This window comes from Mesorhizobium sp. DxT (genome assembly GCF_058448885.1).
Genome location: NZ_JBZFLJ010000002.1, coordinates 303,637 through 329,754, shown reverse-complemented (window position 1 = coordinate 329,754; position 26,118 = coordinate 303,637). Strand labels below are relative to the sequence as shown.

25 protein-coding genes and 1 riboswitch are annotated in these 26,118 nt (G+C 64.2%); of the genes, 6 read left to right on the top strand and 19 right to left on the bottom strand.

Annotation, left to right across the window (positions count from 1 at the left end; translation table 11 throughout):
• Nucleotides 1-41: 41 nt before the first annotated feature.
• Complete coding sequence (locus tag ACVJNE_RS05680) at nt 42-1,166, top strand: Glu/Leu/Phe/Val family dehydrogenase (protein WP_499563723.1); 1,125 nt, start codon at nt 42-44, stop codon at nt 1,164-1,166.
• Nucleotides 1,167-1,240: 74 nt separating this feature from the next.
• Here the strand turns inward: ACVJNE_RS05680 and ACVJNE_RS05675 are convergent, their stop codons facing one another.
• The 5 genes from ACVJNE_RS05675 to ccmA all read right to left on the bottom strand — a co-directional run bounded on the left by ACVJNE_RS05675 (nt 1,241) and on the right by ccmA (nt 4,109).
• Entirely contained in the window at nt 1,241-1,822 is a 582-nt protein-coding gene (locus ACVJNE_RS05675) for a DsbE family thiol:disulfide interchange protein (RefSeq protein ID WP_499563721.1), read from the bottom strand.
• Nucleotides 1,819-1,989, bottom strand: coding sequence for a heme exporter protein CcmD (gene ccmD, locus ACVJNE_RS05670; RefSeq protein WP_499563720.1), 171 nt, complete (start codon nt 1,987-1,989; stop codon nt 1,819-1,821). Before ccmD ends, ACVJNE_RS05675 begins: the two co-directional genes overlap by 4 nt.
• Nucleotides 1,986-2,759 (bottom strand): heme ABC transporter permease, encoded by a 774-nt coding sequence (locus ACVJNE_RS05665; protein WP_499563718.1) that lies wholly within the window; start codon nt 2,757-2,759, stop codon nt 1,986-1,988. The genes ccmD and ACVJNE_RS05665 overlap by 4 nt, the downstream gene beginning before the upstream one ends.
• 79 nt (nt 2,760-2,838) lie before the next feature.
• Nucleotides 2,839-3,504, bottom strand: a complete 666-nt coding sequence (gene ccmB, locus ACVJNE_RS05660; RefSeq protein ID WP_499563716.1) for a heme exporter protein CcmB — start codon at nt 3,502-3,504, stop codon at nt 2,839-2,841.
• A complete protein-coding gene (ccmA, locus tag ACVJNE_RS05655) occupies nt 3,501-4,109 on the bottom strand; it encodes a heme ABC exporter ATP-binding protein CcmA (RefSeq protein WP_499564166.1) in 609 nt (202 codons plus the stop codon). The genes ccmB and ccmA overlap by 4 nt, the downstream gene beginning before the upstream one ends.
• Before the next feature lie 278 nt (nt 4,110-4,387).
• On the opposite strand from ccmA, the gene acnA reads away from it, so the two are divergent.
• Nucleotides 4,388-7,078 (top strand): aconitate hydratase AcnA, encoded by a 2,691-nt coding sequence (acnA, locus tag ACVJNE_RS05650; protein ID WP_499563714.1) that lies wholly within the window; start codon nt 4,388-4,390, stop codon nt 7,076-7,078.
• Here the strand turns inward: acnA and ACVJNE_RS05645 are convergent, their stop codons facing one another.
• Entirely contained in the window at nt 7,079-7,558 is a 480-nt protein-coding gene (locus tag ACVJNE_RS05645; RefSeq protein WP_499563712.1) for a cupin domain-containing protein, read from the bottom strand.
• A gap of 79 nt (nt 7,559-7,637) precedes the next feature.
• Nucleotides 7,638-8,339: a ceramidase domain-containing protein gene (locus tag ACVJNE_RS05640; RefSeq protein ID WP_499563710.1), complete on the bottom strand. Its 702-nt coding sequence runs from the start codon at nt 8,337-8,339 to the stop codon at nt 7,638-7,640.
• 150 nt (nt 8,340-8,489) lie between these two features.
• Between ACVJNE_RS05640 and ACVJNE_RS05635 the strand changes: the two genes are divergently transcribed.
• Together ACVJNE_RS05635 and ACVJNE_RS05630 are read left to right on the top strand one after the other, a co-directional pair.
• Nucleotides 8,490-9,245 carry a DUF1223 domain-containing protein gene (locus ACVJNE_RS05635; protein WP_499564164.1) on the top strand — a complete coding sequence of 252 codons (756 nt, stop codon included), beginning with the start codon at nt 8,490-8,492 and terminating at the stop codon, nt 9,243-9,245.
• A 419-nt stretch (nt 9,246-9,664) separates the two neighbouring features.
• Complete coding sequence (locus ACVJNE_RS05630) at nt 9,665-10,051, top strand: DUF2794 domain-containing protein (protein ID WP_173189137.1); 387 nt, start codon at nt 9,665-9,667, stop codon at nt 10,049-10,051.
• Nucleotides 10,052-10,055: 4 nt separating this feature from the next.
• Here ACVJNE_RS05630 and ACVJNE_RS05625 read toward each other — a convergent pair whose 3' ends face one another.
• The 8 genes from ACVJNE_RS05625 to ACVJNE_RS05590 form a co-directional block, all read right to left on the bottom strand.
• Nucleotides 10,056-11,177 carry a DUF6925 family protein gene (locus tag ACVJNE_RS05625; protein WP_499563708.1) on the bottom strand — a complete coding sequence of 374 codons (1,122 nt, stop codon included), beginning with the start codon at nt 11,175-11,177 and terminating at the stop codon, nt 10,056-10,058.
• On the bottom strand, nt 11,107-11,880 hold the full coding sequence (locus ACVJNE_RS05620) for an ABC transporter ATP-binding protein (RefSeq protein WP_499563706.1): 774 nt from the start codon (nt 11,878-11,880) through the stop codon (nt 11,107-11,109). Before ACVJNE_RS05620 ends, ACVJNE_RS05625 begins: the two co-directional genes overlap by 71 nt.
• On the bottom strand, nt 11,877-12,878 hold the full coding sequence (locus ACVJNE_RS05615) for a FecCD family ABC transporter permease (protein WP_499563704.1): 1,002 nt from the start codon (nt 12,876-12,878) through the stop codon (nt 11,877-11,879). The genes ACVJNE_RS05620 and ACVJNE_RS05615 overlap by 4 nt, the downstream gene beginning before the upstream one ends.
• A complete protein-coding gene (locus ACVJNE_RS05610; RefSeq protein WP_499563702.1) occupies nt 12,875-13,723 on the bottom strand; it encodes an ABC transporter substrate-binding protein in 849 nt (282 codons plus the stop codon). The genes ACVJNE_RS05615 and ACVJNE_RS05610 overlap by 4 nt, the downstream gene beginning before the upstream one ends.
• Before the next feature lie 14 nt (nt 13,724-13,737).
• The gene (locus ACVJNE_RS05605; RefSeq protein WP_499563700.1) at nt 13,738-15,597 is read right to left on the bottom strand and encodes a TonB-dependent receptor domain-containing protein; all 1,860 of its coding nucleotides are present in this window, start codon (nt 15,595-15,597) and stop codon (nt 13,738-13,740) included.
• A gap of 179 nt (nt 15,598-15,776) precedes the next feature.
• Nucleotides 15,777-15,980, bottom strand: a riboswitch (cobalamin riboswitch).
• A 43-nt stretch (nt 15,981-16,023) separates the two neighbouring features.
• The gene (gene wecB / locus ACVJNE_RS05600) at nt 16,024-17,148 is read right to left on the bottom strand and encodes a non-hydrolyzing UDP-N-acetylglucosamine 2-epimerase (RefSeq protein ID WP_499563698.1); all 1,125 of its coding nucleotides are present in this window, start codon (nt 17,146-17,148) and stop codon (nt 16,024-16,026) included.
• Nucleotides 17,149-17,178: 30 nt separating this feature from the next.
• Nucleotides 17,179-17,964, bottom strand: a complete 786-nt coding sequence (locus tag ACVJNE_RS05595) for an ABC transporter ATP-binding protein (RefSeq protein ID WP_499563696.1) — start codon at nt 17,962-17,964, stop codon at nt 17,179-17,181.
• A gap of 16 nt (nt 17,965-17,980) precedes the next feature.
• Nucleotides 17,981-18,763, bottom strand: a complete 783-nt coding sequence (locus ACVJNE_RS05590; RefSeq protein ID WP_499563694.1) for an ABC transporter permease — start codon at nt 18,761-18,763, stop codon at nt 17,981-17,983.
• A 186-nt stretch (nt 18,764-18,949) separates the two neighbouring features.
• Between ACVJNE_RS05590 and ACVJNE_RS05585 the strand changes: the two genes are divergently transcribed.
• Complete coding sequence (locus tag ACVJNE_RS05585) at nt 18,950-20,131, top strand: glycosyltransferase family protein (RefSeq protein WP_499563692.1); 1,182 nt, start codon at nt 18,950-18,952, stop codon at nt 20,129-20,131.
• Here the strand turns inward: ACVJNE_RS05585 and ACVJNE_RS05580 are convergent.
• A complete protein-coding gene (locus tag ACVJNE_RS05580; RefSeq protein ID WP_499563690.1) occupies nt 20,115-20,864 on the bottom strand; it encodes a hypothetical protein in 750 nt (249 codons plus the stop codon). The genes ACVJNE_RS05585 and ACVJNE_RS05580 overlap by 17 nt on opposite strands.
• 169 nt (nt 20,865-21,033) lie before the next feature.
• Between ACVJNE_RS05580 and ACVJNE_RS05575 the strand changes: the two genes are divergently transcribed.
• Nucleotides 21,034-23,178 (top strand): glycosyltransferase family protein, encoded by a 2,145-nt coding sequence (locus tag ACVJNE_RS05575; protein ID WP_499563688.1) that lies wholly within the window; start codon nt 21,034-21,036, stop codon nt 23,176-23,178.
• A 14-nt stretch (nt 23,179-23,192) separates the two neighbouring features.
• Here ACVJNE_RS05575 and galE read toward each other — a convergent pair whose 3' ends face one another.
• The 3 genes from galE to ACVJNE_RS05560 form a co-directional block, all read right to left on the bottom strand.
• The gene (gene galE / locus ACVJNE_RS05570) at nt 23,193-24,185 is read right to left on the bottom strand and encodes a UDP-glucose 4-epimerase GalE (RefSeq protein ID WP_499563686.1); all 993 of its coding nucleotides are present in this window, start codon (nt 24,183-24,185) and stop codon (nt 23,193-23,195) included.
• Nucleotides 24,186-24,293: 108 nt separating this feature from the next.
• Nucleotides 24,294-25,577, bottom strand: coding sequence for a TRAP transporter large permease (locus tag ACVJNE_RS05565; protein WP_173189158.1), 1,284 nt, complete (start codon nt 25,575-25,577; stop codon nt 24,294-24,296).
• Nucleotides 25,574-26,080, bottom strand: coding sequence for a TRAP transporter small permease (locus tag ACVJNE_RS05560; RefSeq protein ID WP_499563684.1), 507 nt, complete (start codon nt 26,078-26,080; stop codon nt 25,574-25,576). Before ACVJNE_RS05560 ends, ACVJNE_RS05565 begins: the two co-directional genes overlap by 4 nt.
• Between the last annotated feature and the right edge of the window lie 38 nt (nt 26,081-26,118).

The following is a 26,118-nucleotide window of genomic DNA, read 5'->3' as shown; positions in this document are numbered from 1 at the left end:
CGTTAGAATTACACCGGAAACGCAACATCCGGGAGGAACGTATGCTGCAGACAAGGGAGGCGCGCACGCTGCGCCCAGCCACTGCTTCGTCGTCATTGAAACTGACCGACATCACCGCGAAGGCCGCGCGGCTTGCCGCCTTCGATCATCACGAACAGATCTGGCTCGGTCAGGACGATGAACGCGGTCTCACCGCCATCGTCGCGATCCACAACACCGCGCTTGGACCTGCACTGGGTGGCACGCGGGTGTGGCCGCACGTGACGTTCGACGCCGCACTCACCGACGCGCTGCGGCTTTCGCGCGGCATGACCTTCAAGTCTGCCATCGCGCGCATGCCGTTCGGCGGCGGCAAGGCCGTCATCAAGGCGGATTCGAAGACCGAAAAGACTCCGGCAATGCTCGATGCCTATGCCGAGATGCTGGCGGCCCTGAACGGCCAGTACTATACCGGCGAAGATGTCGGGCTGACGCTGGATGACGCCAACTTCCTGCGTGAACGCACGCCGAATGTGTCCGGCACGACCGTTGGCGGCAGCGGCAACCCTTCGCCCGTTACGGCGCTCGGGACGTTCCTGGGCGTCAAGGCTGCGTTGAAGCACGCGCGTGGTTCGGATGCGGTTTCCGGCCTGCGTATCGCCGTCCAGGGGCTGGGCTCCGTCGGCTGGTCACTCTGCGAGCAGCTTCACAGCGAAGGCGCGTCGCTGATCGTCGCCGACATCGATGCGGCGCGCGTGGCCAAAGCCAGGGAGGCTTTCGGTGCCGAAGTGGTGGAGACGGAGACGATCGTCGCGGCCGAGGCCGATCTTTTCGCGCCCTGCGCTCTGGGTGGCGTGCTGTCGGCCGACACGATCCCGCATTTGAAGGCACGCATTGTCGCCGGTGCGGCCAACAATCAGCTCGCACGCCATGAGGATGCCGCGCATCTGATGCGGCGCGGCGTGCTCTATGCGCCCGACTACGTCATCAATGCCGGCGGCCTCATCAACGTGGCCGCCGAGCTTGCGCCGGAAGGTTATGACCGGGCGGACGTCATGCGGCACGTGGCGCAGATTCCCGAGACGCTGACTGACATCTTCCAGCGTGCCGAGGCGGAGCAGCGGCCCACCAACGACATCGCGCAGGCAATCGCCGAGGAGCGTATCGCGCAGGCGCGCGCGGCCTGACAAATTCGTTCAGGGGAACCGGATGGGTGACCGCACACAGAAGGCGGCCCCGGACGGTCTTTTTTTGTTCGTGACTATTCCGTCGCGAGTGCTTTTTCGATTTCCGGCATCAGGGCGGTGACGATCGAATCCGGCGTGAACGGGCCGACATGCTTCCAGGCGATGCGGCCATCCTTGCCCACGAGAAACGTCTCCGGCACGCCGTAGACGCCCCAGTCGATCGCGGCTCGGCCATTGCCGTCGACTCCGATCTGCGCGTACGGATTGCCGAGTTCGCCTAGGAAGCGCCGGGCGTTTTCCGGTCTGTCCTTGTAGTTGAGGCCGGCTACGACGATGCGGGGATCCTGCGCCATCTGCATGAGCAGCGGATGCTCCTGCCGGCAGGGCGCACACCACGAAGCCCAGACATTGACCAATGTCACCTTGCCCTCGAACCGGGTCGAATCGAGACCAGGCAGGCCGGTACCGTCCAGCGGGGGGAGGGACGTTTGCGGCGCCTCGGCGCCGATCAGTGCGGATGGCACCACCGAGTTGTCGCGGCCGGAAAGAAGCTGGGCGAGAAAGATAGCCGCAAGCGCCATGAAAAGCCCAAGCGGCAGCAGGGCCAGCCAGAGCCGCCGCGACCTGGGCCGGGTGCTTTCCGTTTCGGTGCTCATTGCGCGGCTGGCCTCGCGTCAGAGCGGCGGCGGATGCCTGCCGCCTCGAGCCGGGACAATTCACGCTTGCGGTTGCGCTGATCGATTAGAATCCAGCCGATCAGGCCAAGGATCACCAGCGCGGAGATGCCATAGGCGGCCGTAACGTAGAGGGCGTGCGCGCTCACGGAGCGGCCCTTTCCGCATCGGCGGAGCGGGCGGCGAGCCGGCGCATGGCGGTAACCCGGCGTCGCCAGATTTCCGTTCGCATCGCCATCATGTGCAGGGTGAAGAACAGCAGCGTGAAGCCAAGCGCACAGACGAGCAGCGGCCAAAGCAGAGTCGGATGGATCGTCGGGCCGTCGAGCCGGATGACAGACGCCGGCTGGTGCAGCGTGTTCCACCAGTCGACCGAGAACTTGATGATGGGAATGTTGACGAAGCCGACCAGCGTGACGATCGCCGCAGCGCGCGCGCTGCGGGAAGGATCGTCGAGCGCGCGCGTCAGCGCGATGATGCCCAGATACATCAGGAACAGGATGAAGACGGAGGTCAGGCGCGCGTCCCACACCCACCATGTGCCCCACATCGGCTTGCCCCAGATCGACCCGGTGGCGAGCGCCAGCAGCGTGAACGCGGCGCCGACGGGAGCGGCTGCCTTCAGCGAGACGTCGGCCAGCGGATGCCGCCAGACCAGCGTGCCGAGCGCCGAAACGGCCATCAGCGAGTAGCACATCATCGCCAGCCACGCGAACGGCACATGCAGGTACATTATCCGTACGGTGATGCCCTGCTGGTAGTCTTCGGGTGCTGCGAAACCCATCCATATCCCGGCCGCCAGTGTCAGCGCCGAAAGCGCTGCCAGCCACGGCACGAGCCGGTCGGCCAGCGCGACGAAACGGGTCGGGTTGGCGAGGTCGATCCAGCGTGCTGACTGTGCGGTTGCGGTGTCGCTCATGCGCTTTTCTTAGGCTCAGGCTCGGGCGCTTGCAATTGCGGCGGATCAAACTCGCGTGAGTGTCTTCGCCGCACGATCGTCAGTCAGCCCCGCCCTTGAGAGCCAAAGCGGCTGCAAACGGCCCGATCACGGCGAAGAACAACGTCAAGGCGGCAAGAATGAGGAAGGGAGGGAGGAATGGATCGGGATCGTTGACCGCGCCGTAGGCTGCGGACACCCCGAAGATCAGCACGGGTATGGTCAGCGGCAGGACAAGCACCGATACAAGCAAACCGCCGCGCGGCAGAGCGACCGCGACCGCGGCTCCGACCGCGCCGATGAAGGCGATGGCCGGCGTGCCGACGAGCAGCGTCAGCGTCGTCGCACCGATCCCCAGCGGGTCCATGTTCATGAACAGGCCAAGCAGCGGCGAGGCGACCACCAGCGGCAGTACGGCGGCCGTCCAGTGGGCGAGGCATTTGACGAATACGCTCAGCGCCAGCATGTAACGGCCTTCCGCCAGCAGGATCACGTCCAGCGCGCCGTCCTCGCGTTCGGCCTGGAACAGCCGGTCGAGGCCGAGCAGCGAGGCCAGAAGCGCGCCAATCCACAAGATGGCGGGGCCGATGCGGGCCAGCAGATTGAGGTCCGGACCTACGCCGAACGGTACCACGGCGACTACGGCGAGGAAGAACAGGATGCCGACCAGCGCGCCGCCGCCGGCGCGGATGCCAAGGCGAAGATCGCGGACGAAGAGGGCGATCACGCCGTCGCTCCCATCCGCAATTCCCGCGCTGCCTTCAGCCCCAGGGGCAGGTGAGTGGCGGCGAGGATGATGCCGCCATCTTCGAGGTGCGCTTGCATGAGTGCGGCAAACTGTGTTTCTGACGCCTTGTCGAGCCCTGCCGTCGGTTCGTCGAGAAGCCATATCGGGCGGTAGCTGACGAGCAGCCTGGCGATGGCGATGCGCCGTTTTTGTCCCGTGGAAAGGTAGGCGTAAGGCAGGTGGCCGATACGCGGTAGGCCGACCATCTCAAGCGCCTCGTCGATCGTGAGGTGCGGCTCGCCGGCAAAGTCCTGCCAGAAATGCAGGTTCTCATCCACGCTCAGTGCCGTCTTCATCGCGTTGGCGTGGCCGAGATAGTGGCAGCCCGAGGCTATGTCGGGCCATTGCTCGCCGCCACCGTCCAGCCGAATCAGGCCGCCGCTTGCCGGCACGAGGCCGGCGACGATGCGCAGCAGCGTCGACTTGCCGGAGCCGTTCGGGCCGGTCACGACGAGGCCTTCGCCCTCACCGACAGCAAAGCTTACATCGGAGAAAACCGGCTCTCCGCCGCGTTCTCCCGCCAGGTTCTCGGCAATCAGCCGCATGCCTTCCAGTTCTCCGGCTGCGCCGGACCACCCGGTGCGATGCAGCAAATTCACCCCAAAGCGCTCTAGAACTATTCTACGAAATTCTCTATATGCGGGGCAACCGTGCCAGCGGTCGGCACGGGAACCATATTGCGCCGAACCAGCGCGCGCGCCGCCTTGAACGGCCGGGTCGCACGGGAACGGACAGCGGAAATGACCGTACCCGCACCTTTGCGCGTGATGAGCATGCACTGGCGTCCGTTACCCAATCGGCAACCGAACGTTAGGGATCGCACGTGTCACAATCACTCGACAGCTTCAATTGCCGCAGGACGCTCAACGCGGGCGGTGCGGAATACACCTATTTCAACCTCGTCGAGGCCGAAAAGAATGGCCTGACCGGCATTTCCAAGCTGCCCTTCTCGATGAAGGTCCTGCTTGAGAACCTGCTGCGCAACGAGGATGGCCGCTCGGTCACCAAGGAGAGCATCTCGGCGGTTGCCGCGTGGCTCACCGACAAGGGCACGGCCGGCGTCGAGATCGCCTACCGGCCGGCGCGCGTGCTGATGCAGGACTTCACCGGCGTTCCGGCCGTCGTCGACCTTGCCGCGATGCGCGACGCCATGGCCTCGCTGGGCGGCGATCCGCAGAAGATCAACCCGCTCGTTCCGGTCGATCTCGTCATCGACCACTCGGTCATCGTCGACGAGTTCGGCACGCCGCTGGCGTTCGCCCGCAACGTCGAGCTCGAATACCAGCGCAACGAGGAGCGCTACAAGTTCCTGAAGTGGGGCCAGCAGGCGTTCCGCAACTTCCGCGTCGTGCCGCCCGGCACGGGCATCTGCCATCAGGTTAATCTCGAATATCTCGGCCAGGTCGTCTGGACCAAGGACGAGGACGGCGAGACGGTCGCCTACCCTGACACCTGCGTCGGCACCGACAGCCACACCACCATGATCAACGGCCTCGGCGTTCTTGGCTGGGGCGTGGGCGGTATCGAAGCCGAAGCGGCCATGCTTGGCCAGCCGGTTTCCATGCTGCTGCCGGAAGTGATCGGCTTCCGCCTCACCGGCAAGCTGAAGGAAGGCGTGACCGCGACCGACCTCGTGCTGACCGTCACGCAGATGCTGCGCAAGAAGGGCGTCGTCGGCAAGTTCGTAGAGTTCTTCGGCCCGGGCCTGTCCTCGATGACGCTGGCCGACCGCGCGACGATCGGCAACATGGCGCCGGAATATGGCGCGACCTGCGGCTTCTTCCCGGTCGATAACGAAACGCTGCGCTACCTGACGACCTCGGGCCGCGACGAGGATCGCATCGCGCTGGTCGAGGCCTACTCCAAGGCTCAGGGCATGTGGCGCGAGGACGGCATTGCCGATCCAGTCTTCACCGACACGCTGGAGCTCGACCTGGGCGCCGTGGTGCCGTCGATGGCCGGCCCCAAGCGGCCGGAAGGGCGCATTGCGCTGGAAGACATCGCTTCCGGCTTCGCCAAGTCGCTCGAAACCGAATACAAGAAGACCGTCGACGTATCCAAGCGTTATACCGTTGAGGGCGAGGATTTCGACCTCGGCCACGGCGACGTGGTGATCGCGGCGATCACCTCGTGCACCAACACGTCGAACCCGTCCGTGCTGATCGGCGCGGGCCTGCTTGCGCGCAACGCCAACCGCGTCGGCCTCAAGCAGAAGCCGTGGGTCAAGACGTCGCTCGCGCCCGGCTCGCAGGTGGTGGCCGAATATCTCGAAAAGTCCGGCCTCCAGAAGGAGCTCGACCAGATCGGCTTCAATCTCGTCGGCTTCGGCTGCACGACCTGTATCGGCAATTCCGGCCCGCTGCCGGCGCCGATCTCCAAGACCATCAACGACAAAGGCCTGATCGGCGCGGCCGTGCTCTCGGGCAACCGCAACTTCGAAGGCCGCGTCTCGCCCGACGTGCAGGCGAACTATCTCGCCTCGCCGCCGCTGGTGGTCGCACACGCGCTTGCCGGCACGGTGACCAAGGACCTGACCACCGAGCCGCTCGGCGAGGGCGCCGACGGCCAGCCGGTCTATCTCAAGGACATCTGGCCGACCACGCAGGAAATCCAGGAGTTCATCGAGAAATACGTCACGCGCGAAATCTTCGCGACGAAATATGCCGACGTGTTCAAGGGCGACGAGAACTGGCAGAAGGTGCAGGCCCCGTCCGGCGAGACCTATGCATGGGACGACCAGTCGACCTACGTGCAGAACCCGCCCTACTTCGTGGGCATGGGCCAGAAGGCGGACGCGACGGCTCCGGTCAAGGGCGCTCGCATTCTGGGCCTCTTCGGCGACAAGATCACCACCGACCACATCTCCCCGGCCGGTTCGATCAAGGCTGCGTCGCCGGCTGGCAAGTATCTCACCGACCATGGGGTCGGCGTTGCCGACTTCAACCAGTACGGCACGCGTCGCGGCAACCATGAGGTGATGATGCGAGGCACCTTCGCCAATATCCGAATCCGCAACCACATGCTCGGCGAAAACGGCAAGGAAGGCGGCTTCACGATCCACTATCCCTCCAAGGAGGAGATGTCGATCTACGATGCGGCCATGCAGTACAAGGCCGAGGGCGTGCCGCTGGTGATCTTCGCGGGCGTCGAATACGGCAACGGCTCGTCGCGCGACTGGGCTGCCAAGGGCACCAACCTGCTCGGCGTTCGCGCCGTGATCGCGCAGTCGTTCGAGCGCATCCACCGTTCCAACCTGGTCGGCATGGGCGTCGTGCCGTTCACGCTGGACGAGGGCACGAGCTGGGCGTCGCTGGGCCTGAAGGGCGACGAGACCGTCACCATTGACGGGCTCGAGACCATCAAGCCGCGCCAGAAGATGGTGGCCAAGGTGACTTACGCCGACGGCACGGTGAAGGACGTTCCGATCCTTTGCCGCATCGATACGCTCGATGAGCTGGACTACTTCAAGAACGGCGGCATCCTGCAGTACGTTCTGCGCGATCTCGCCGCGTAGTCACCAGCCGGGAAACGAAACGCCAAGCGCCTCGGTTTCATCGTTGATGATGCCGAGGCGCGTTTCCATCGCCGCAATTTCCTCCTGCGTGATGGTCCTACGGGCCTCGATCTCCAGGAACAGCTGCTCCAGGCCGCCCGGCGTCACGGTGGCGAACATCTGGCCTTCCTCGTCACTGATATTCACCCAACCATGACGCACATGCGGCGGCAGCACCACAACCGAGCCGGGTGGCGCGTCGAACTCGTCGTCACCGCAACGGAAGCGATAGAGGCCGCGGATCACACGAAAGACCTCGGTCTCGCGCGTATGTGTGTGCGGTGCGGGGCCTTTTCCGGGTGGCGTGAACGTCTCCCACATGCCGAAGGCGCCGTCGGTCTCGGCAGCGGTAGCGTGCACGATCATACGCGCGCCGAAGGGTGTGCGCCCGACGCGCTCACGTCCCGGTAAAGATACGACTGCGCTTGTGAAGCTGGACATGGGAAGGACCTCGCCGTGTCATCCCCGATCATACCACAGTTGCGGGAAGGCGACGCTTACCGCAAAGGGGTCGGCAGGTTCATCCGGCCGATTGAACAGGTGGTCGTGCGAGCCTCGCATTGGTAACCGCGCCATATCGTGCGACGGCTGCCAGCAGTACGCCCAGCAGCAGCCCGTTGAGCGTGTGCCACAGGAAGTGCGTGCCGAGCGGCATCGTTTCGCACACATGCGGGTCGAGCGCGCGGAAGCTGACGGAGCCCACGAAGATGCCGGCCGCTGCCAGGTTGTACCAGCCGGCGGGGTGCCCGCTTCGCAGAACCAGTAGACCAAACACGAACAGCGCCAGGAACGGTGGCAGGTAGCCGGTCGAACCGTTGGAGGCGTCGCGCAGCCAGTCGGGCACGAGTGCCGTGAGAACGCCGGCTACGGCATAGAACGCCACGAACGCCACCAGTGACGACAGCCAGGACAGGCCCATGAATCGGCGCAGGTTGAACAGCGTATAGGCAAGCGTGAAGCCGGCTATCGGCAGAATGTCGGCCCACATGGTGAGCCGGGTGGCAAAGGTGTGGAACAGGAAGGAGCCGACGCCGATCGCCACTACCCACCAGCAAAGCAATTCCGAGAAGGCGTCTCTCCCGCGCCGCCGCGTTGCGTAAAGGCCCCACAGCCCGGCCATCACGAAAGCAAGATTGGTCAGTGCGTTGACGGGCTCTGACCAGAATTCCGGCCCGGTACGTTCGCAATAGAGGTCGAAACGGGTCTGCAGATCGTCAAACATTCGCGGCTCCGAAGCACAGCATTGAAGATTGGTACAAAAATTTCACCGCAACGTGACTTTCCGTTGAGGGCTGCGATGCCTAATCTGCGCAGCCATCAAGAAGGGTCCGGTCGGGGACCCGACAGGGAAATTCGGAAACAACCATTGGGCGTGAACCTTCTCAGGCTGGCGACGGCCGTGCTCCTGCTTGCATTGCCCTATGGCGCGCTCGCCCAGGAAAATGTCAAGCGGCCGAAGGCTGTCGTGGAGCTCTTTACAAGCCAGGGCTGCAATTCGTGTCCGCCAGCGGACGAGACGCTAAGTCGCCTTGCGCTGGCCGGTGACGTGGTGGCTCTGGCCTACCACGTCGACTACTGGGACTATCTCGGCTGGCGCGACACGCTCGCCAGCGCCGACAACACCGCGCGCCAGCAGGAATACAACCGCGCCTTCGGGAACCGCTCAGTCTACACGCCCCAGGCGGTCGTCAACGGCCGCCAGCAGATGAATGGCGCCAAGCGCGGCAAGGTCGAGGCGGCCATAGAGCGCATGGCGGGTACCGCGGAAGGCATGGTCGTTGACGTCAAGGTCTCCTACAGCGGCGATTCAGTCATCATCGAGACCGGCGAATTGCCGCGTTCGGTCGACGAAGCACATGTCGTGCTGGTCTATTTCAATGCGGCGAGCGAGGTGGAAATCACCCGCGGCGAAAATCGCGGCCGCAACTTCACTTATCTGAACGCCGTGTCGGGCTTTCACTCGGCAGGCATGTGGCACGGCCAGAAGGCGCGGTTCGAACTGCCGATGAGCGAGGTCGCCAAGAAGGGCGCCGGCGGTTGCGCCGTGCTCGTGCAGGAGATGGTGTCGGGTGGACTACCCGGCCCGATCCTGGGCGCCGCGATCGTTACCCGTCCCCCAAACTGGTGAGGACACCGCCAGACGGTTCCCGTAAAAACAAAAACCGGCACTGGGACCAGCGCCGGTGATTGCTTGCTTTGGGATCGTCGTACCCTCGACGTCCGGGCGTTCACCCGGAGTTGGTTCGATCCGACCTTGCCCCGTGGGCGGGGGGCTTGGGGTTACAGGGCCTTGCCGGACCGAACCGTCTCAGGCAACGAGTGGATGGTCGCCACACAATGGGGCGTCAGCTTGGATAAAATGCGGCGAGAATAAGGCGAGCCATCACCAATCACGACACACCGTGGCACTTTGTGATGCAATGTGACGGAACTTTTTCGACTTCGTATCGAACCCTGACGTGACCCGCGCCGGGCAACGGGGCTTGCATTTCCGGTCTGGAAGCGCGACCTTCGTCTTGTCGTCGAACTGTCACGAAAGGCCACTGCATGACCGATCACGGCACCGGAGCGGAGGGTAAGGACGATTCCGCAATATTGATCCCGCTCCACGAAAGGCGGCGCGAGCGGGATGAGCTTCCGGTAACCTTTCATCGGCGAGAGCTCGATCAGATCCTGAAAATCTACGGCACCATGGTCGCGGCAGGCGAATGGCGCGACTACGCCATCGACCATCTGCGGGACCGTGCAGTGTTCTCGGTCTTTCGGCGCACCAGCGAAGTGCCGCTCTACCAGATCGTCAAGACGCCGGCGCTGGCGCGACGACAGGGCGCCTTTTCGGTGGTTGCGGCGAGCGGTATGATCCTCAAGCGAGGACATGAACTCGGCCGGGTGCTTGCCGTATTCGACAAGCCGCTGAAGCTGGTGGGCACCTGAGCGCCTAATGACCGGGCGCGTCGTCGTCGGTGTCGGCCTCGTTGGCGCCCGCCGGCTCGATCGCAGCAATCCAGCGCTTGATCTCGGTATGCGCAGCGGCATCCGCAGCATGTGCAGCGACATGGGCCTGCTGGCGTAGCGCCAGCCGCATCGCCACGCGGCCGATGCGCGTACGCGGCAGACCATAGCTAGTCGGTTCGTCGGCACGTGAAACCGCTTCCAGCACCCGTGTCTTTTCGGCGAAGGCTTCCGGCGATCCGAAACGGACTAGCATCTGCTGGAAGGCTTCATGCAACGCAGCGTCGAACGGGCGGTCTTCGCCCATCGCGCCGATCACGGGATTGCCGGGATGAAGCGAGCCGAGTGGCAGCAACCCTTTCGGTATCGGCGTGTTTGCCGAGTGCGTGCGACCGGTGGCGAGCAGCTTCGGCAGAAGGTGGGTGTGGGGTCCGGGCGGCGACACGCCGCCCGTGTCCGGCCCGCCGATCTTCTGATAAACCTCGACGCGACCGATATTGGTGATCGCCACGCGGTGCGGATGGGCCGCGAGGATGGCCGGCATCGCCGGATTGCCGGGTTCGAACAGCGAGCGCCCTTCGGCCTGCCGCAAGGTTTCGAGCAGCGCCGGATCGGCAGTCCTGATGCAGAAATCGCATTGCGGCAGCGAAAGCCCCATGTCGAACAGCACGCCATCGCGGTCCTGCGGCCGCACAGCTTCGGTGTCAGGCCCTAGCTCGGTGAGAACGGTGCGGGCGGTGCGGCGTGCCGCGTCTTCCGGCAAACACAATGCGACCGCCTGCGTCCAGCGATGGGCGCGCGGGCTCAGGGTTTCGTATGCAACTGGCACGATATCGTTGACACGACCGGCTTCAACGCGGACACCGCCTCTCGATGTAGCTCTGGCGAGGTTGGCTGTATCGTCTACCTGCGGCTTTTCCCCTTCGTCGTGATGGAACTCGGCGATCGCGCCGAACGTGCCCATGCTCCAGCCGGAGCGCCAATCACGGAGGTGTTCGGCAAGGAGTTGCTGCAGTTGCGTCATGGTCTTCGCCTCGTCATTCGGCCAGATCGAGCGGGTGGACGACGAGGCCGCCGCCGTCTTCGCCCAGATAGGCCTGGATGCCATATACGTCGCGCAGACGCGCGGCGGTGAGAACGTCCTGCGGCGGGCCATCGGCGACGATCGACCCATTGGCCAGCAGCACCAGCCTGGAACACCAGCGGGCGGCGAGGCCAAGATCGTGCAGGCAGGCGATGACGCTTCGTCCCTCCTTGGCGAGCCCGGCAAACACGCGCATGAGCGTGATCTGGTGCGCGGGATCGAGCCCGGCTGTCGGCTCGTCGGCCAGCATCAAGGGCGCCTCCTGCGCCAGCGCGCGGGCGATCAGCACGCGCGCCTTTTCGCCACCGGAAAGCTCGGTGGCGCGGCGGGTTGCGAAGTCTTCGACATCCATGCGCCGCATAGCCTCACGTACCGCCGCTTCATCCGCCGCGCCGGGACGGGCGAAAGGCGGCAGATGGGGCGCGCGGCCGAGGCCGACAAGACGCTCGACGGTCACCGGCCAGGCGATCTCGCGCTCCTGCGGCAGGTAGGAGACGAGCCTGGCGCGCTCCGAAGCACCCATTCCGGCAGCCGGCGTGCCGCCAAGCTCGATGTCGCCTTCGGACGGCGTCAGGCGCAAGATGGTGCGCAGCAGCGTCGACTTCCCGGCTCCGTTGGGCCCGATAAGGCCGACAAATTCGCCTTCCTTGACCGTTAGTGCCACGTCGCGCAGCACGGTCTTGCCGCCGAGTTCGGCCGAAAGACTGGAAAGGGCCAGCAGCGTCACAGCATCCGCCTCCGGGTGCGCCAGACGAGCCAAAGGAAGAACGGCGCGCCGACAATGGCGGTGAGGACACCGAGCTTTAGATCGCGGCCGGGCGCGATCAGGCGGACGAGTATGTCTGCTGCAAGAAGCACTGTAGCTCCACCTAGTGCGCTGGCTGGCAGCAGGCGGGATGGCACGGCACCAACCAGCGGCCGCAGCACGTGGGGCACCACAAGTCCAATGAAGCCGATCGCGCCGGCGATCGCGGTAGCCGCGCCGACAGAAGCCGCCGTGCCGAACACAGCGAGGAACTGGACCCGCCGCATGTCGACCCCCATGCTTGCGGCGGCGTCCGAGCCCAGCGTGAGAACGTCCAGCGGCCGGGCCAGCATGGCGAGCATCACCCAGCCGGCCAGCATGAAGGGCGCCGACAGCCACAGATGGGTCATCGAGCGGTCGGTGAGCGAGCCCAGCATCCAGAATATGATTTCGGTGGCCGCGAAGGGGTTGGGCGACAGGTTCAGCACCAGCGATGTCATCGCGCCGGCAAAGGCCGAAATCGCTACGCCTGCGAGGATGATCGTGAGCGTGCCGCCGCGCTCGCCAGCCATGACGCGCAACAGCAGCACGGCCAGCACGGCGCCTGCCAGGGCTGCAAGCGGCAGGCCGAGCGGAAAGGCAACCGAGATGCCGGTGTAGATGGCGACGACGGCACCCAGAGAGGCCGAAGCGCTGATGCCGAGCAGGCCAGGCTCTGCAAGCGGGTTGCGCAGATAGCCCTGCAGTACCGCGCCGGACAGACCGAGGGTCGCGCCGATCATCAACCCCAGCAGCGCACGGGGGAGGCGTATCTCACGCATCACCAGGGTCAGCAGGTCGGCGTCGCCGGAGACAAGCGCCCCGATGCTCTCGCCGAAGCCGACATCCGCCGGTCCGGTGGTCAGCGACACGAAAAACAGCGCAAGCGTTGCCACCGCAAGCGTCCCCAGTACTGCCACATATTGCATACGATCGCTCATCGCGCGGCCTCTGCATGGGCATTCGCCGCATCGCGTAGCAGTCGCGCGGCCTCGAGCGTGAAGGGCGCGCCGCATATCCAGTAGCGATCCGGGATGCGCACCAGCCGGTCCTGTGAAGCGATCGCCCTGAAGGCGGGATGCCGGAAATTCTCGTGGGCGAGGGCCGGCCGGTCGTAAGTGCGTTCGCCGAGCACGACCAAATCCGGGTCCGCGAGCACGAGCTGCTCGAGTGGCAGGCGCTGTACGCCGACAATGCCGAGCCGGTCGGCGATGCTTTGCAGGCCTGCGGCCTCTATCACGGCGTTGGACAGCGAGCCGTCGCCGGACGTGTAGCTGTTGGCGGAGTAGATCGCGACGGAAAGCGGCGGGGCCGGCTCGCTTGCCAGTTCGGCCAGTCCGGCATCGAGTTCCGCGATCAGTTCGTCCGCGCGTTGCTGCCGACCGAGCAATTCCCCCATGCGGCGTATGTTGGCCCGAACGCCCTCGAACGTGCCTTCGGGGACGAATTCCTCGACCCGAAAGCCCAGGCGCCGCAACATGTCGATGGTTGCCCGCGTGGTGAAAGTGCCGGCAATCACCAGGTCCGGCTGCATCAGGAAGATTTCCTCGCCGAGCCCGTGATTGACAACGTACCGGTCGGCCTCGTCGGCCAGCACGGACACGCCCGGATCGCCGGCAAGGTGCGAAACGGAGTGGAGCTGCCCCTCCGCGGCCAGCAGCATGGCGAGCTGATCCGTGCAGACATTCATCGAGACGACACGGCTTGGTGCGTCGGTCGCCCACGCCGGCGAGATCCCCGCAGCAATTGTCAGGGAAACGGCAAGTATGGCGCGGGCGATGGACACGACGCGTTTCCCGATCAGAATTGCCGGGTCAGGCTCAGATTGACCGTCCGACCCGGCGCGCGGTAACCCGCAACCGTCTCGTACGTCTCGTCGAACAGGTTCTCGACCGAGAACTTCATCGTCGACTTCTCATCGAAGCGATAGCTGGCGGACAGATCGACCGTAACATAGTCCGGCGCCCTGGTGGTGTTGGCCACGTTCGAGTGCTTGGAGGCCACGTAGAGCACCTTTGCCGATAGGTCGAGCTTGTCGGTGGCGGCAAAGTTAAGCTCCGCGCCCGCCTTGAAGCGATCGCGGTTGGGGATGTGGAGCCCATTGTCGAGGTTCACCGGGTCGCGCACGTCAAGCGTGACCTTGCCGCTCCAGCGCTCATCGAATGCGTGCCAGACCGATGCTTCGAAGCCGGTGATGCGTGCACGCGCGACGTTGAACGGGATGTAGGTCGGCGGAACCGACGCGATCGCGTCCCGCAGCCACGTCTGGTAGAAAACGAGATCGACGCTGGTATCGGCGTTGGGCTGCCAGGCTAGCCCGACCTCGTAGGTCTGCGACTTCTCCGGACGCAGGTCCGGATTGGAATAGCCGGGATAATAGAGATCGTTGAAGGTCGGAGCGCGGAAGCCGGTGCCGTAGGACGCGCGGCCGACGAGGCCGGGCACGAATTCGTAGCTGGCGCCGATATTGTAGGTGGTCGCATCCCCGAACTGCTCGTTGTAGTCGTGGCGGATGCCGCTATCGACGGTGAGCGCGCCATAGTCGAGCGAATATTGGGCGAAACCGGCTGCAAGCGTGCGGTCGGTGACTGCAAACGGCACGGACGTGTCGACGCTTTCGCGATAGACCTCGAAGCCGCCAAGCAGCGTGTGGTCGACCAGGCCCGTCGTGAAGCTCTTCTCAGTCGATGCAAGAACGCCATAGCGGGTCGTGTCGAACTCGTCCTCGCCCGGCACGCCGTCACGGAAGTTCGTGCTCAGGTCCACGCCGCTCGAAAATTCCACCGTCGACGACCAGTCGTCTGTGTGGTCGAAGGTTGCACCGGCCTTGCCAGCGAAAGTCGTGGTGTCGACCTCGTTGAAGCCGGGAGCGGTGGCGTCATATTGTGTGCGGCCGCGCGCTAAGAGGCCATCGGCATAGAGCCGGCCCCAGTCGAACTGCTTCGACAGCGAGAAATTGAACGAGCCCTGCATGAAGCCGTCATCATCGGGTTCGTGCCCCCAGGTCGTCGGCAGGGTGAAGTCGTAACCACGCGTGCCAAGGATGCCGCCGCCGACCGAATATTCAAGGCCGTCCACCTCGCCACGAAGATCGGCGGAGAGTTGCGCGCCCCACGGATGGCTGACGCCCGCCGTCACGCTGCCGCAGAAATTGCGGCCGTCACCGCAGGCACCGCCGCGCTTGGTGATGATGTTGATGACGCCGCCCATCGCATCGGCGCCGTATTGCGACGAATGAGGCCCCTTGGCGATCTCGATACGCTCGATCGCCGACAGAGGAATATTGAAAAGCGAGCTGGTGCCGCTGGTTGCCGATGCGGTGCGGACGCCATTGACCAGCACCAGCGTCTGGGTCGAGGACATGCCGCGAAGCTGCACGTTGGACGAAGCGCCCTGGCCACCGTAGCTGGTTATTGAAACGCCGGTATAGCGCTTCAGCAGAGAGGGCAGGTCGGCGGCCGCCGAGCTTGTTATCTCGGCCTCGTCGACAACCGTCACCGACGATGTCGAACGGATCAGCGGCGTCTCGCGCCGCAACGGCGTCGTTACCACGATCGTGTCCAGAACGGTTGTGTCGTTGTCCGTGTCGAGCGCGCTCTGCGCCTGTGCCGCTCCGCATGCCAGCGCGAGCGCGCTTGCCGTCAAAATCCACTGTCTCATGTCTGTCCCCGCTTCCAGGCAAGGGCGCTACGCGCCCCGGTTTCATCAGACCGCAGACGGTTTCAGGCGTGAGGCTTATGACGGGCGAATGCACATCGAACCCCGGCCGTTTCCGGCATGCGGCAACTTTCGATGTCACCGCGACGGACGACCGCGCTAGGACACACCCCGTATCCTGGCTTGGGTGACTGGAACAGGCAGGTCTCCTGGCTCCCGTGTCATCGCCTCCTTCCACCTTCCCGGCCGATCGAGGCCAGTGGCATGTCCGGTAGTTGGCTCAACGGTTACAGTTGCGGGGGCAGCCGCGGCATTGGCCCGCAAAGGCCGCACCGCGTTCCCATTTTCATCCGCCTCGCGGCGGAACCAGTTCCAAGATCGTGCTATCGCGTGCGAAGCCGCTCGTCAACGCAGTTGGATGCGGTTGGATCAACGGGTGATGCCGACCCTGATCGCTTCGAGGATCCGCTGGGCAGCCTTGCCGTCCCCGTAGGGGTTGCTAATTTCGCTGACACGCCGGTAGGCATCGGGAGAATCGAGAAGCTTCTCCGCCTCGCGCACGATGACGTCGGGATCGGTTCCGACCAAACGCGCGGTGCCGGCTGCCACAGCTTCCGGCCGTTCCGTCACGTCGCGGGTGACCAGCACCGGCTTGCCCAGCGACGGCGCCTCCTCCTGGATGCCGCCGGAATCGGTGATGATCAGGTGCGACCGACGCATCAGGTAGATAAACGGCAGATATTCCAGTGGATCGATCAGGAAGACATCGTCGACGCCAGCCAGCGTCTCCCGTGCGGCCTGCTGCACGTTCTCATTCAGGTGGACCGGATAGACGACCTGCACGTCGCCGCGCCGTGCCAGCCGCGCCAGCGCCTCGCACATGCGGCGCAGGCCACCGCCGAAGTTTTCCCGGCGATGCCCAGTGACCAGCAAGAGACGTTTGGCCGGATCGAGATAGGTGAAATTCGAGGCGATCGCGTTTTGCCTCTCCGCATCGCCCTCGATCAGATCGGAGGCCATAAGCAGTGCGTCGATGACCGTGTTGCCGGTGACGACGATGCGCGAACCGTCAATCCGTTCATCGAGCAGGGCTTGGCGCGCCTGCGGCGTCGGGGCGAAGAGCCAGCGTCCGACCACGTCGATGACGCTGCGGTTCATCTCCTCCGGCCACGGACGCATGATGTCGCGGGTGCGCAGACCCGCTTCGACATGGCCTACCGGCACCTGATGGTAGAAGGCCGCCAGCGTCGCCGCCATGGCCGTGGTCGTATCGCCATGGACCAGAACGACGTCCGGCTTGTGCTCGCGGATCACCTTTTCCATGCCCTGCAGCACACGCACGGTGATGTCGGTGAGTGACTGGCCGGGCGTCATGATGTCGAGATCGATATCGGGCTCGATCCCGAAGATGCCGAGCACCTGATCCAGCATCGTGCGATGCTGCCCGGTTACGCAGACGAGGGTCTCGAACGCGGAATCGGCGCGAAACGCCGCCACGACGGGCGCCATCTTGATGGCTTCCGGGCGCGTTCCGAATACGATTGCGACCTTCAAGTGCTGCTCCCCCGTCTCAGGATCACATCATCAGGCCGCGGGCTGCTCGGCCGACGGGTCCTCTCCGGTGACGCTTCCGGCCTCGCTGCTGGTGAAGTAGGCGGATGCCTTCGGCACGGACCCCCGGAACGCGATTCTCCCCTTGCGCATGACGATTGCCCGCGAGCAGAGCGCCGACAGGACGGCCGTCGAGTGCGAGGCAACGACGATTATGCCGCCGGACGCCGTGAACGTTTCCAACCGCCGCTCCGCTTTCGAATGGAAGCGCTTGTCACCGGCGCCGATCACCTCGTCGATGAGGAGGATGTCGGCCTCAAGGGCTGTCATGAACGCAAAACCGAAGCGGGCGCGCATGCCGGCGGAATAGGTGCCGACCGGCAGATCGAAGAAGTCGCCCAGCTCGGTGAAATCGACGATGTCCTCGACGACTTCGGGGATCCGCTTCGGGTCGAGCTGGTGGAGAGCGGCAAGTCGCTGGACGTTTTCCAGGCCGGTCAATCTCAGGTCGATGCCGGCGACCGTGCTGAAAAGCGTGAGGATCTTGCCGCTGTAGGTGCGGGTGCCGCGCGAAAGCGGGAGAATGCCTGCCAGCGTGCGCAGCAACGTGCTTTTGCCGGAGCCGTTGTTGCCGATCAGACCGAGGCGCATGCCTTCGCGCAGATCGAGATTGATGTTGTCCAGCGCGCGCACGAATGTGCGGCTTTCCATCTTGAAGATGGTGCCGCCGAGCAGGTCGCCTACGCCGCGTCCGCGGTCGCGACCGCTGCGCATTACCGGATAGTCGACGCCAGCCTTGGTCAGTTGGATGTGTGTCATCGCCGCAAACTCTTCGTCAGACCTTGAAGATCATCCACCTGCGCGTGACGCCGAAAAGCCAGATCGATACGGCCACCACAAGCAAGGTGAAGGAGCAGGCATAGATATATGAGAGCGCCTCCGGAACGCGGCCGAGCGCAGGCTCGCGAACCACGGCGATCAGATGGGTGAACGGATTGACCATCGCGATCAGGCTCCTCATCTCGCCGCGCTCACCGGCATACCACAGGAGCGGGGTTGCGAAGAACATGATGCCCATAATGGAATTCACTGCCTCCGAAATGTTCGGCAGGAAGGAACTTACCACCATGAAGGTGAGCGCCGTCGCAAATATGAACACGACGGCGATGATAATACCGGGTACCAGCAGCAGCATGGCCGAATTGAAGGTTTCCGGGTAAACCGCGAGGTATCCCGCAAAACCCAGTATGGAAAACGCGAAACGCACCGAATGCTCGGTCATGAAGCGCATGACGCAGGCAAGATAGGTGACATTGCCGTTGCCAAGAATGATCTTGTTTCGCGTCAGGATTCCATACCCTGATGTCACTGCGGCCGAATAAAATACAAACAACGGCAGCCCTATCGAGAGATAGCCGAAATAGTCGTGATGATTTGCCGCGACGGCCGGACCGAGCACGAGAAAGATCACCGTGACACGCAGCAGCGACTGGAAGGTGTAGAACAGCAATCCGAAACGCGTGCGGTGCATCGGAAGCTGAGCGTCGTGAAAACCGAACAGGGACCAGAACCGCCACGACGTGGCGACGGAGCGAAATTCGGCGAGGATGGCTTGCAACGGCTGATACCTTGAATTCTATCCCGCTTGATGCGGCAGCGAGTGTCCCGCGCCGCGCCGGGACACCGTTTGCCCGACCATTGAGGCGGCTGCAAGGTATTTGTTCCCTTTCACCGTTTCCAGGCCAACTGGACAGGGGCGGGGTCAGGGGCTAAGAGACCGCGTCGCCCACGCAGCCGGGATTTCATGTCGCCACCGCAGGTCATCGTCGCATCCGCGCACCCCTACATGCCGGAGATGCGGCTGGGCACCTCCTATCTCGCCGAGGCATTGGCCAATCGGGGCTGGGACGTCCTCTATCTCGACCAGCCGACGTCACTGCTTCATCTCCTTCATCCGAGATCGAGCGACATCGCCCGCAGGAAGCTGGGAAGCGCGGTCGATACGGCGCGTGGCCGCGAGCGGGTGTTTACGACACCGGCCGGCGGTAGCGTCCGGCTTCTAAGCGTTGCGGCCTGGTGGCCACATGTAAACGTTCCGGTTTTTCGCAATGCTTTCATCCTCGATCGCTGGTGGCGCTACACCTACCCTTCGATTACGCGCTACGTAGCTGCAAGCGGCTTTTCGAACGCGCGTGCGCTGTTGTTCGATAGCCCATACTTCCACTCACTGGGCAGTGCACTGGGCGTGCCGACGGTTTATCGCTACGCTGACCGCATCCAGTGCTTTCCCGAGGTGACGCCGGCTCTGGTGGACAAGCAGCAGGACGTGTTCCGCGACGCCGCGCTTGTCGTGCACACGTCCAAGGCGCTGCTCGACGACCTGGGCGGACGCGAGGGCAAGACGCTTTACCTGCCCAACGGCGTCGACATCGACCGGTTTTACGGCTCGTGGGACGAGCCGGAGGAGTTGCGGGGCATCGCCCGGCCGAGGATCATCTACGCCGGCACGATCGGACCATGGTTCGACTGGACAGCATTGCTGGCGGCCGCGCAGGCCTCTCCTGATCTGCAATTCGTGCTGCTGGGTAAAGTCACGACCGATCTGCCGCAGGCCTTGCCCGCCAACGTCCATCTGATTGGGGCGGTGCCTTTCGCACGGATCCCATCGTTCCTCGCCAACTGCCAGGCGGGCATAATTCCGTTCGACGTTGCCGCCATGCCGGAACTCGTGAACGCGATAAATCCGCTCAAGCTCTATGAATACTGCGCCGCCGGCCTGCCGGTCGTCAGCTATGCATCAGCCGAGATCGAGGCGGCCGCCGGACACGTGCGGCTTTACCGGACGCCCGGCGAATTCGCGGAAGGTGTCAAAGCGGTACTCGCCGAGGAAACCGCGCCGGCACGCGAAGCGCGCCGGGCATGGGCAGACGGAACGTCCTGGCGTCGGCGCGGCGAGGAATTGGAGCGCGCTATTCTGGCGCTGTAACGGCCTCGCTCGAAGCCAGGCGATCGATCGCAACATCGTCGCGCTCAAGCACCACATCGAAAAGTGGCCTTGCGCGCGAAAGCAGCGGAAAACGGTGCGGCTGTGACGGCTCGACCAGAACCGTTACGAGCCCCTGCCGCCGCGCCTTGTGCAGCATGGCTGCGGTTTCGACCGTGGCGGCTGGATCGCGCAGCGTGAAGACATGGCGCCAACCGGGCTGGCGAGCCAGCTCGTCGGTGTCGATGACAAGGTGGGTCGGCTCCAGCGTTCGCCAGTCGCTATCCCACCGGTCATAGGCGAGGCCGGCATCCTTGACTGCGCCGCCCCACCTCGTGGCGATGTCGGGCCCGATCACGCCGACGAGGCGCAGCAGATCGGCGCTGGTGCCGTGCAAGGTCGCTTGCCGGATGATCCTGGTGCCGACTGGCGATTCCTCGACGCGCTTGCGCAAAAGGTCGGACCCTGCCGCGCCCAGCGCATCGTAGAACTCCTCCGGCCGCTTTGGCAGGGCCGGCGCATGCGCCTGCATCGGACGCATCGCCTGCCGGATCTGGCGCAGCAACTGCGGAATGCCGCCGATCCGCCGGTTCTTGGCGAAAGCAACGAAGGCGTTGCCGAGCCGGTAGCTGTGGGAGACGCGCAACTGGGTGTTCTCGGTGGCGAGCTGGCGATTGACCTTCTCCAGCTCCCGGAGATAGCCGCCGATTTCCCGCATCCCGTTGTCAGAGCTCATGAATGCAACGTCCTTCAGCGCCACCGCCGTGCGCGCATCGCCCGAACGGGCCGCATTGCGACCGGATCCCGGTCCCGCGCGAAGGCAGGGGAGTTCCTTGCATCCTCGGGATGCTCTCTCTAGAGAGGCTGATGTCGCAGACATTCCTAGCGAAATCAAGAAGGCTCCCATGAAGGTCCTGGTCTACGCCAGCGTCGGACTCAACCTCATCGACGGCTCGACCATCTGGGTCCAGAGCATCGTGGAAATCCTGTCGCAACAGCTCGGTTGCGAGGTAATCGTGCTCAGTCGCGACCCTCTTGCCGGCAAGGGCGCCGTACCGGCACTGGAGCGGCTCGAGAATGTGCGCATCGTCTGCTACGGCGACTTCGAGACGATCGTCTTGGAGCATCCAAAGCCCGGCGACAGCGCCGGAATCGCAAAGATCGTTGAGCACATCGACAAACAGGACGGTCTCGACCGCATCGTCGTGCGGGACACGGAGACCGCGCTGGCGCTCGCGCGCGTCGGCGGACTGCGGGCGCGGGTCTGGTCCTATCTGCTGGAAAGCCCATCGCTCGACCTCGACGAGGACCGCTCCGCGATGGCGGAGCTGACGGAGAAGGCCGGAGGACTGCTGGTCCAGTCCGATACGCAGCGGGGCCTTCTGGAAGCGGTCTTCACCGGCGCGGCAAACAAGGTGTCGGTCCTGCCGCCGATGGTCAAACCGGTGGCGGTCGAGAAGCGTCCCACCGCATCGGGTCGCCAGCCCGTGCGCCTTGTCTATTCCGGCAAATATTCGGCAGACTGGAACGTGGAAGCGTTCTTCGACATTCCTGCCGCATGTCGGGCTGCGGGGCTGGAAGCTACCGTCTCGATGATCGGCGACAAGGTCCACAACGAAAAGGACGATCCGGGCTTTCGTGCCCGGATCCTGGAAAAGTTCAAGTCGACGCCGGGCATCACCTGGCACGGCGCGATGGATCGCGAGGTCGCGATGCGGGAATCCGCAGGCCACGATCTCGGCCTTTGCTGGCGTACAGACGCGCTCAACGATTCGCTGGAAATCTCGACGAAGTTCCTTGAATTCGCGAGCGTCGGCGTGCCGTCCGTCGTCAACAGGACTGCCGCCTACGAGGCACTTCTGGGTGCGGACTATGCCTATTTCGCGGAGACGATGGACGACGTGATTTCAGCCGTGCGTGGCGTCGCCACCGATCCGGGCCGGCACGACGCGATGCGGCAGCGCTGCCTGGACCTTGCCGCGGGCTTTACCTACGAGGCCGCCGCGCAGCGCCTGCGTAAGGCTTTGCTGCTCGAAAGGCCGCGCCGCGCCGCCAGCCAGGCAAAGCCGAAGGTGATCGTCGCCTCGCATGACTTCAAGTTCATCGACACCGCGCTGAAACGGCTCGCGGAGGCCGGCGACTGCGAAATCCTGCGCGACCACTGGTATTCGGCCTCGACCCATGACGAAGCCTACAGTCGCTCGCTGTTGCGCGACGCCGACATCATCTTCTGCGAGTGGTGCGTCGGTCAGGCGGTCTGGTACAGCCGCAACAAGCAACCGCACCAGAAGCTCTATGTGCGGCTTCACCGCTTCGAGGCGTTTAGGCCGTTTCCACGTGAGGTGGTGGGCGATGCGCTCGACGGTGTGATCGTCGTGAGCGATCATTTCCGCGAGATTTGCCTGCGGGAATTCGGCTGGAACGGCGAACGAATCAGCGTGCTGCCGCAATATTGCCTGGCCAATCAGCTTCGGCGTGACAAGAATCCCGGCGCCGAAAAGACGCTCGGTTTCGTAGGTATCAACGGCTACCACCACAAGCGTTTCGACCGAGCCCTCGACATCCTGCGCATCGTTCGCCGCAGCGATCCGGAGTTCCGCATGCGCGTGCGTTCCGCTATGCCGTGGGAGTTCGAGTGGATCTGGAAGGACAACACGCCGGAGCGCGAGGCGTTCGAGACGCTTTTCCGTCGGCTGAATGCCGATCCGGACCTGCGGGACGCGGTGATTTTCGACCGGCCGGGCGCCAACATGGCCGAATGGTATCGCAATGTCGGCTTTATCCTGTCGACGTCTGAAAGCGAGGGCTGCCACACCTCGATCGCGGAAGGCATCTGTTCCGGAGCGGTGCCGATCGTCATCGACTGGCCCGGCGCGCGGTCGGTCTACGGCGACGCGGCGGTCTTCGAGACCGTCGAGGACATGGCGCGCGCCATTCTGGCTGTCGATGCCGGCGCGCGCGCGGGGATGACCGAGATGCAGGAGACGGGTGCGCGCGATTTCGACATCGCCCGCACGGTCGACCATCTGGCGGGATGGTTTCGTAGCTGACGGCCCGACCGCCGTCAGTCCCGTTGGTTGCGGCGTGACAACGCGCTTTCCCATGAAAGCGCATGTCCGACGATCGTGTCGAGATCGTCATAGGCCGGCTTCCAACCGAATTCGGCGCGGGCAAGGCTGGAATCGGCGACGACGGCCGCGGCGTCGCCCGGCCGGCGTGGGCCCATCTCCACGGTGAAGTCCTCGCCGGAAACGCGACGCACCGCGTCGATGACTTCCAGCACGGAATAGCCGTGGTTGTAGCCACAATTGGCGATGAGGTTGCCGCCGCCGGACCGCAGGCGCTGCAGCGCCAGAAGATGCGCAGCCGCCAGATCCGACACATGGATATAATCGCGCACGCAGGTGCCGTCCGGAGTCGGGTAGTCGTCGCCGAAGACGGTCAGCGCCGGCCGCTTGCCGAGCGCGGTCTCGCTGGCGACCTTGATCAGATGGGTGGCGCCGGGCGTCGACTGGCCGGTTCGACCGCGCGGGTCCGCGCCCGAGACGTTGAAGTAGCGCAGCGCAGTGTAAGTGAAATCATATGCGGCGGCAGCGTCCCGCAACATCAGCTCGCTCATCAGCTTGGAGGTGCCGTAGGGCGATTCAGGCGCAAGTGCCGCGTCCTCGCGCACCGGCTCCAGTCCGGCCGCGCCATACACGGCCGCGGTCGAGGAAAAGATAAAGTGCTTGACCCCGCCGCGAACGGCAGCTTCGAGCAGGTTGCGGGTCTTGCAGGTATTGTTGGCGTAGTAGCCGAGCGGGTCACTCACGGATTCCGGCACCACGATGGAGCCCGCGAAGTGGATGATGGCATCGACGGCATGGGTTTCGATCAGCGACGCGACCAGTTCCTGGTCACCAATATCGCCGACCACCAGCTCCGCTTCCGGGGCCACGGCCCATCGAAAGCCGGTTGAGAGGCGGTCGAGGACGACCACTTCCTCGCCCGCATCGACCAGCGCCCAGACCATGTGGCTGCCGATATAGCCGGCACCGCCTGTCACCAAGACTGCCATTCGTTCAATCCTCGCCCACAGGGCTTCCACGCGCCATCGATGTCGCCGCCATGCAAATGCGGCCGGCCCGTTATGACAACACCCGATTTCGGCTGAGTTAACGGCGCATCAGAAACCGCTGATATGCGGCAGCCAGGTCGACACGGCCGGCACGAAAGTCAGGATGAGCAACACGATGACATGAGCGATGAAGAAAGGCGGCATTTCGCCGACAAGCTCGGTCACGCGCAGCTTGACTGCGGATGAAACCACGAACAGCAGGCTCCCGACCGGCGGCGTGATCAGCCCAAGCGTCAGGTTCACGATAACGACGATGGCGAAATGGACCGGGTCGATGCCGAGCGAATGGGCGATCGGCGCGAGGATCGGCACCAGCACCATGACGCCGGGCAGCGGATCCATAAAGAGTCCGAAAGCGAGCAGCAGAACGTTGATCGCAAGCAGGAAGACGATCGGGCTCAGTTCCCAGCTCACGATGACCGCCGCAAGCGTCTGCGGAACGCTCTGGATTATGAGCACCCATGCAAAGGCGCGCGCTGCTGCCAGGATGATGAGGACGGCGATGCTGACGAGGGCCGCGCGATAGATGATGTCCGGCAGATGACGCAGCTTGAGCGAGCGATAGACGAACATGCCGCAGAGCAGGGCATAGAAGACCGCGACGACGGACGCTTCAGTGGGAGTGAAGATGCCGGTGCGGATGCCGCCGATGATGATGACGATCAGGAAGAGTGCGGGCAGCGCGTAGAGCGTCGTGCGAAGCATTTCGCGCGCGCCCGGCCGTGGCTCCGTGCTGCGGTAGCCGCGTTTGCGGCAGATGTACCAGTTGGCCGCGCACAGCATGAGCATGATGAGAAGACCGGGCAGGATGCCGGCCATGAACAGCGCGCCGACGGACACCTCCTCCACCTGCATGGCATAGAGGATCATGATGATGGAGGGCGGGATGATCGGCCCGATCACGGCTGCCGAGGCGGTGAGTGCGCCGGCATAGGACTTGTCGTAGCCGCCCTTTTCCATCATGCGCACCATCATGGCGCCGGGACCCGCGGCATCGGCCAGCGCCGAGCCGGAAATGCCTGCGAACATGGTCGAGGACAGCACGTTTGCGTAGCCGAGGCCGCCGCGCAGGTGGCCTACGAACTGCGAGGCGAAGCGCAGCAGGATGGTGGTCATCGCACCGCCGGACATCAGTTCGGCCGCGAGGATGAAGAACGGCACTGCCATCAGCGGAAAGCTGTCGAGGCCGGAGAACATCTCCTTGACCACGACGATCAGCGGGTAGCTTGAGCCGAAATAGACGGCGAGTGCTGCGGCAATCGCCATCGAGAAGGCTACCGGCACGCCGATGACGAGAAGCACGAAGAAAGAGCAGAAAAGGATCGCGATCATCCGGCGGCCCCCTCTGTCGGAACATTGTCGGTCGACAGATCCTCGCCGAGGATGTAGCTGCGCGCAATCAGCAGGAAATGCGCGATCATCAGGGCGAAGCCGATCGGCATGGCGGCATAGATATAGCTGAACGGAATGCGGGTTGCCGGCGTGAGCTGGCGGCCCATGCGGTTCATGTATTCGTAGCCGATCCACATCATGGCGACGAAAAAGCAGATCAGCAGCAGGCCGATGAATGCGCGGAGGGCGCGCTGGGGGCGGGTACCCAGGAAGTCATGCAAGTTGGTGATGGCGACATGTCCGCCGATGCGCAGCGAGAGGCCCGCCCCGAGGAATGTCATCCAGATCATCAGATAGCGGGCGACTTCCTCGGCCCAGGTGATCGAGAAGTTCGAGAGATAGCGCAGCGAGACGTTGGCGAAGACGATTGACGACATCGCCGCCAGCAGCAGCACCACTACCCATTTGTTGATTGCAACGAAGATACGCTCGAAAGTGTGCATCGGCTCCCCTCCCAAAGGCCGGCGCGGGTGGCCCGCGC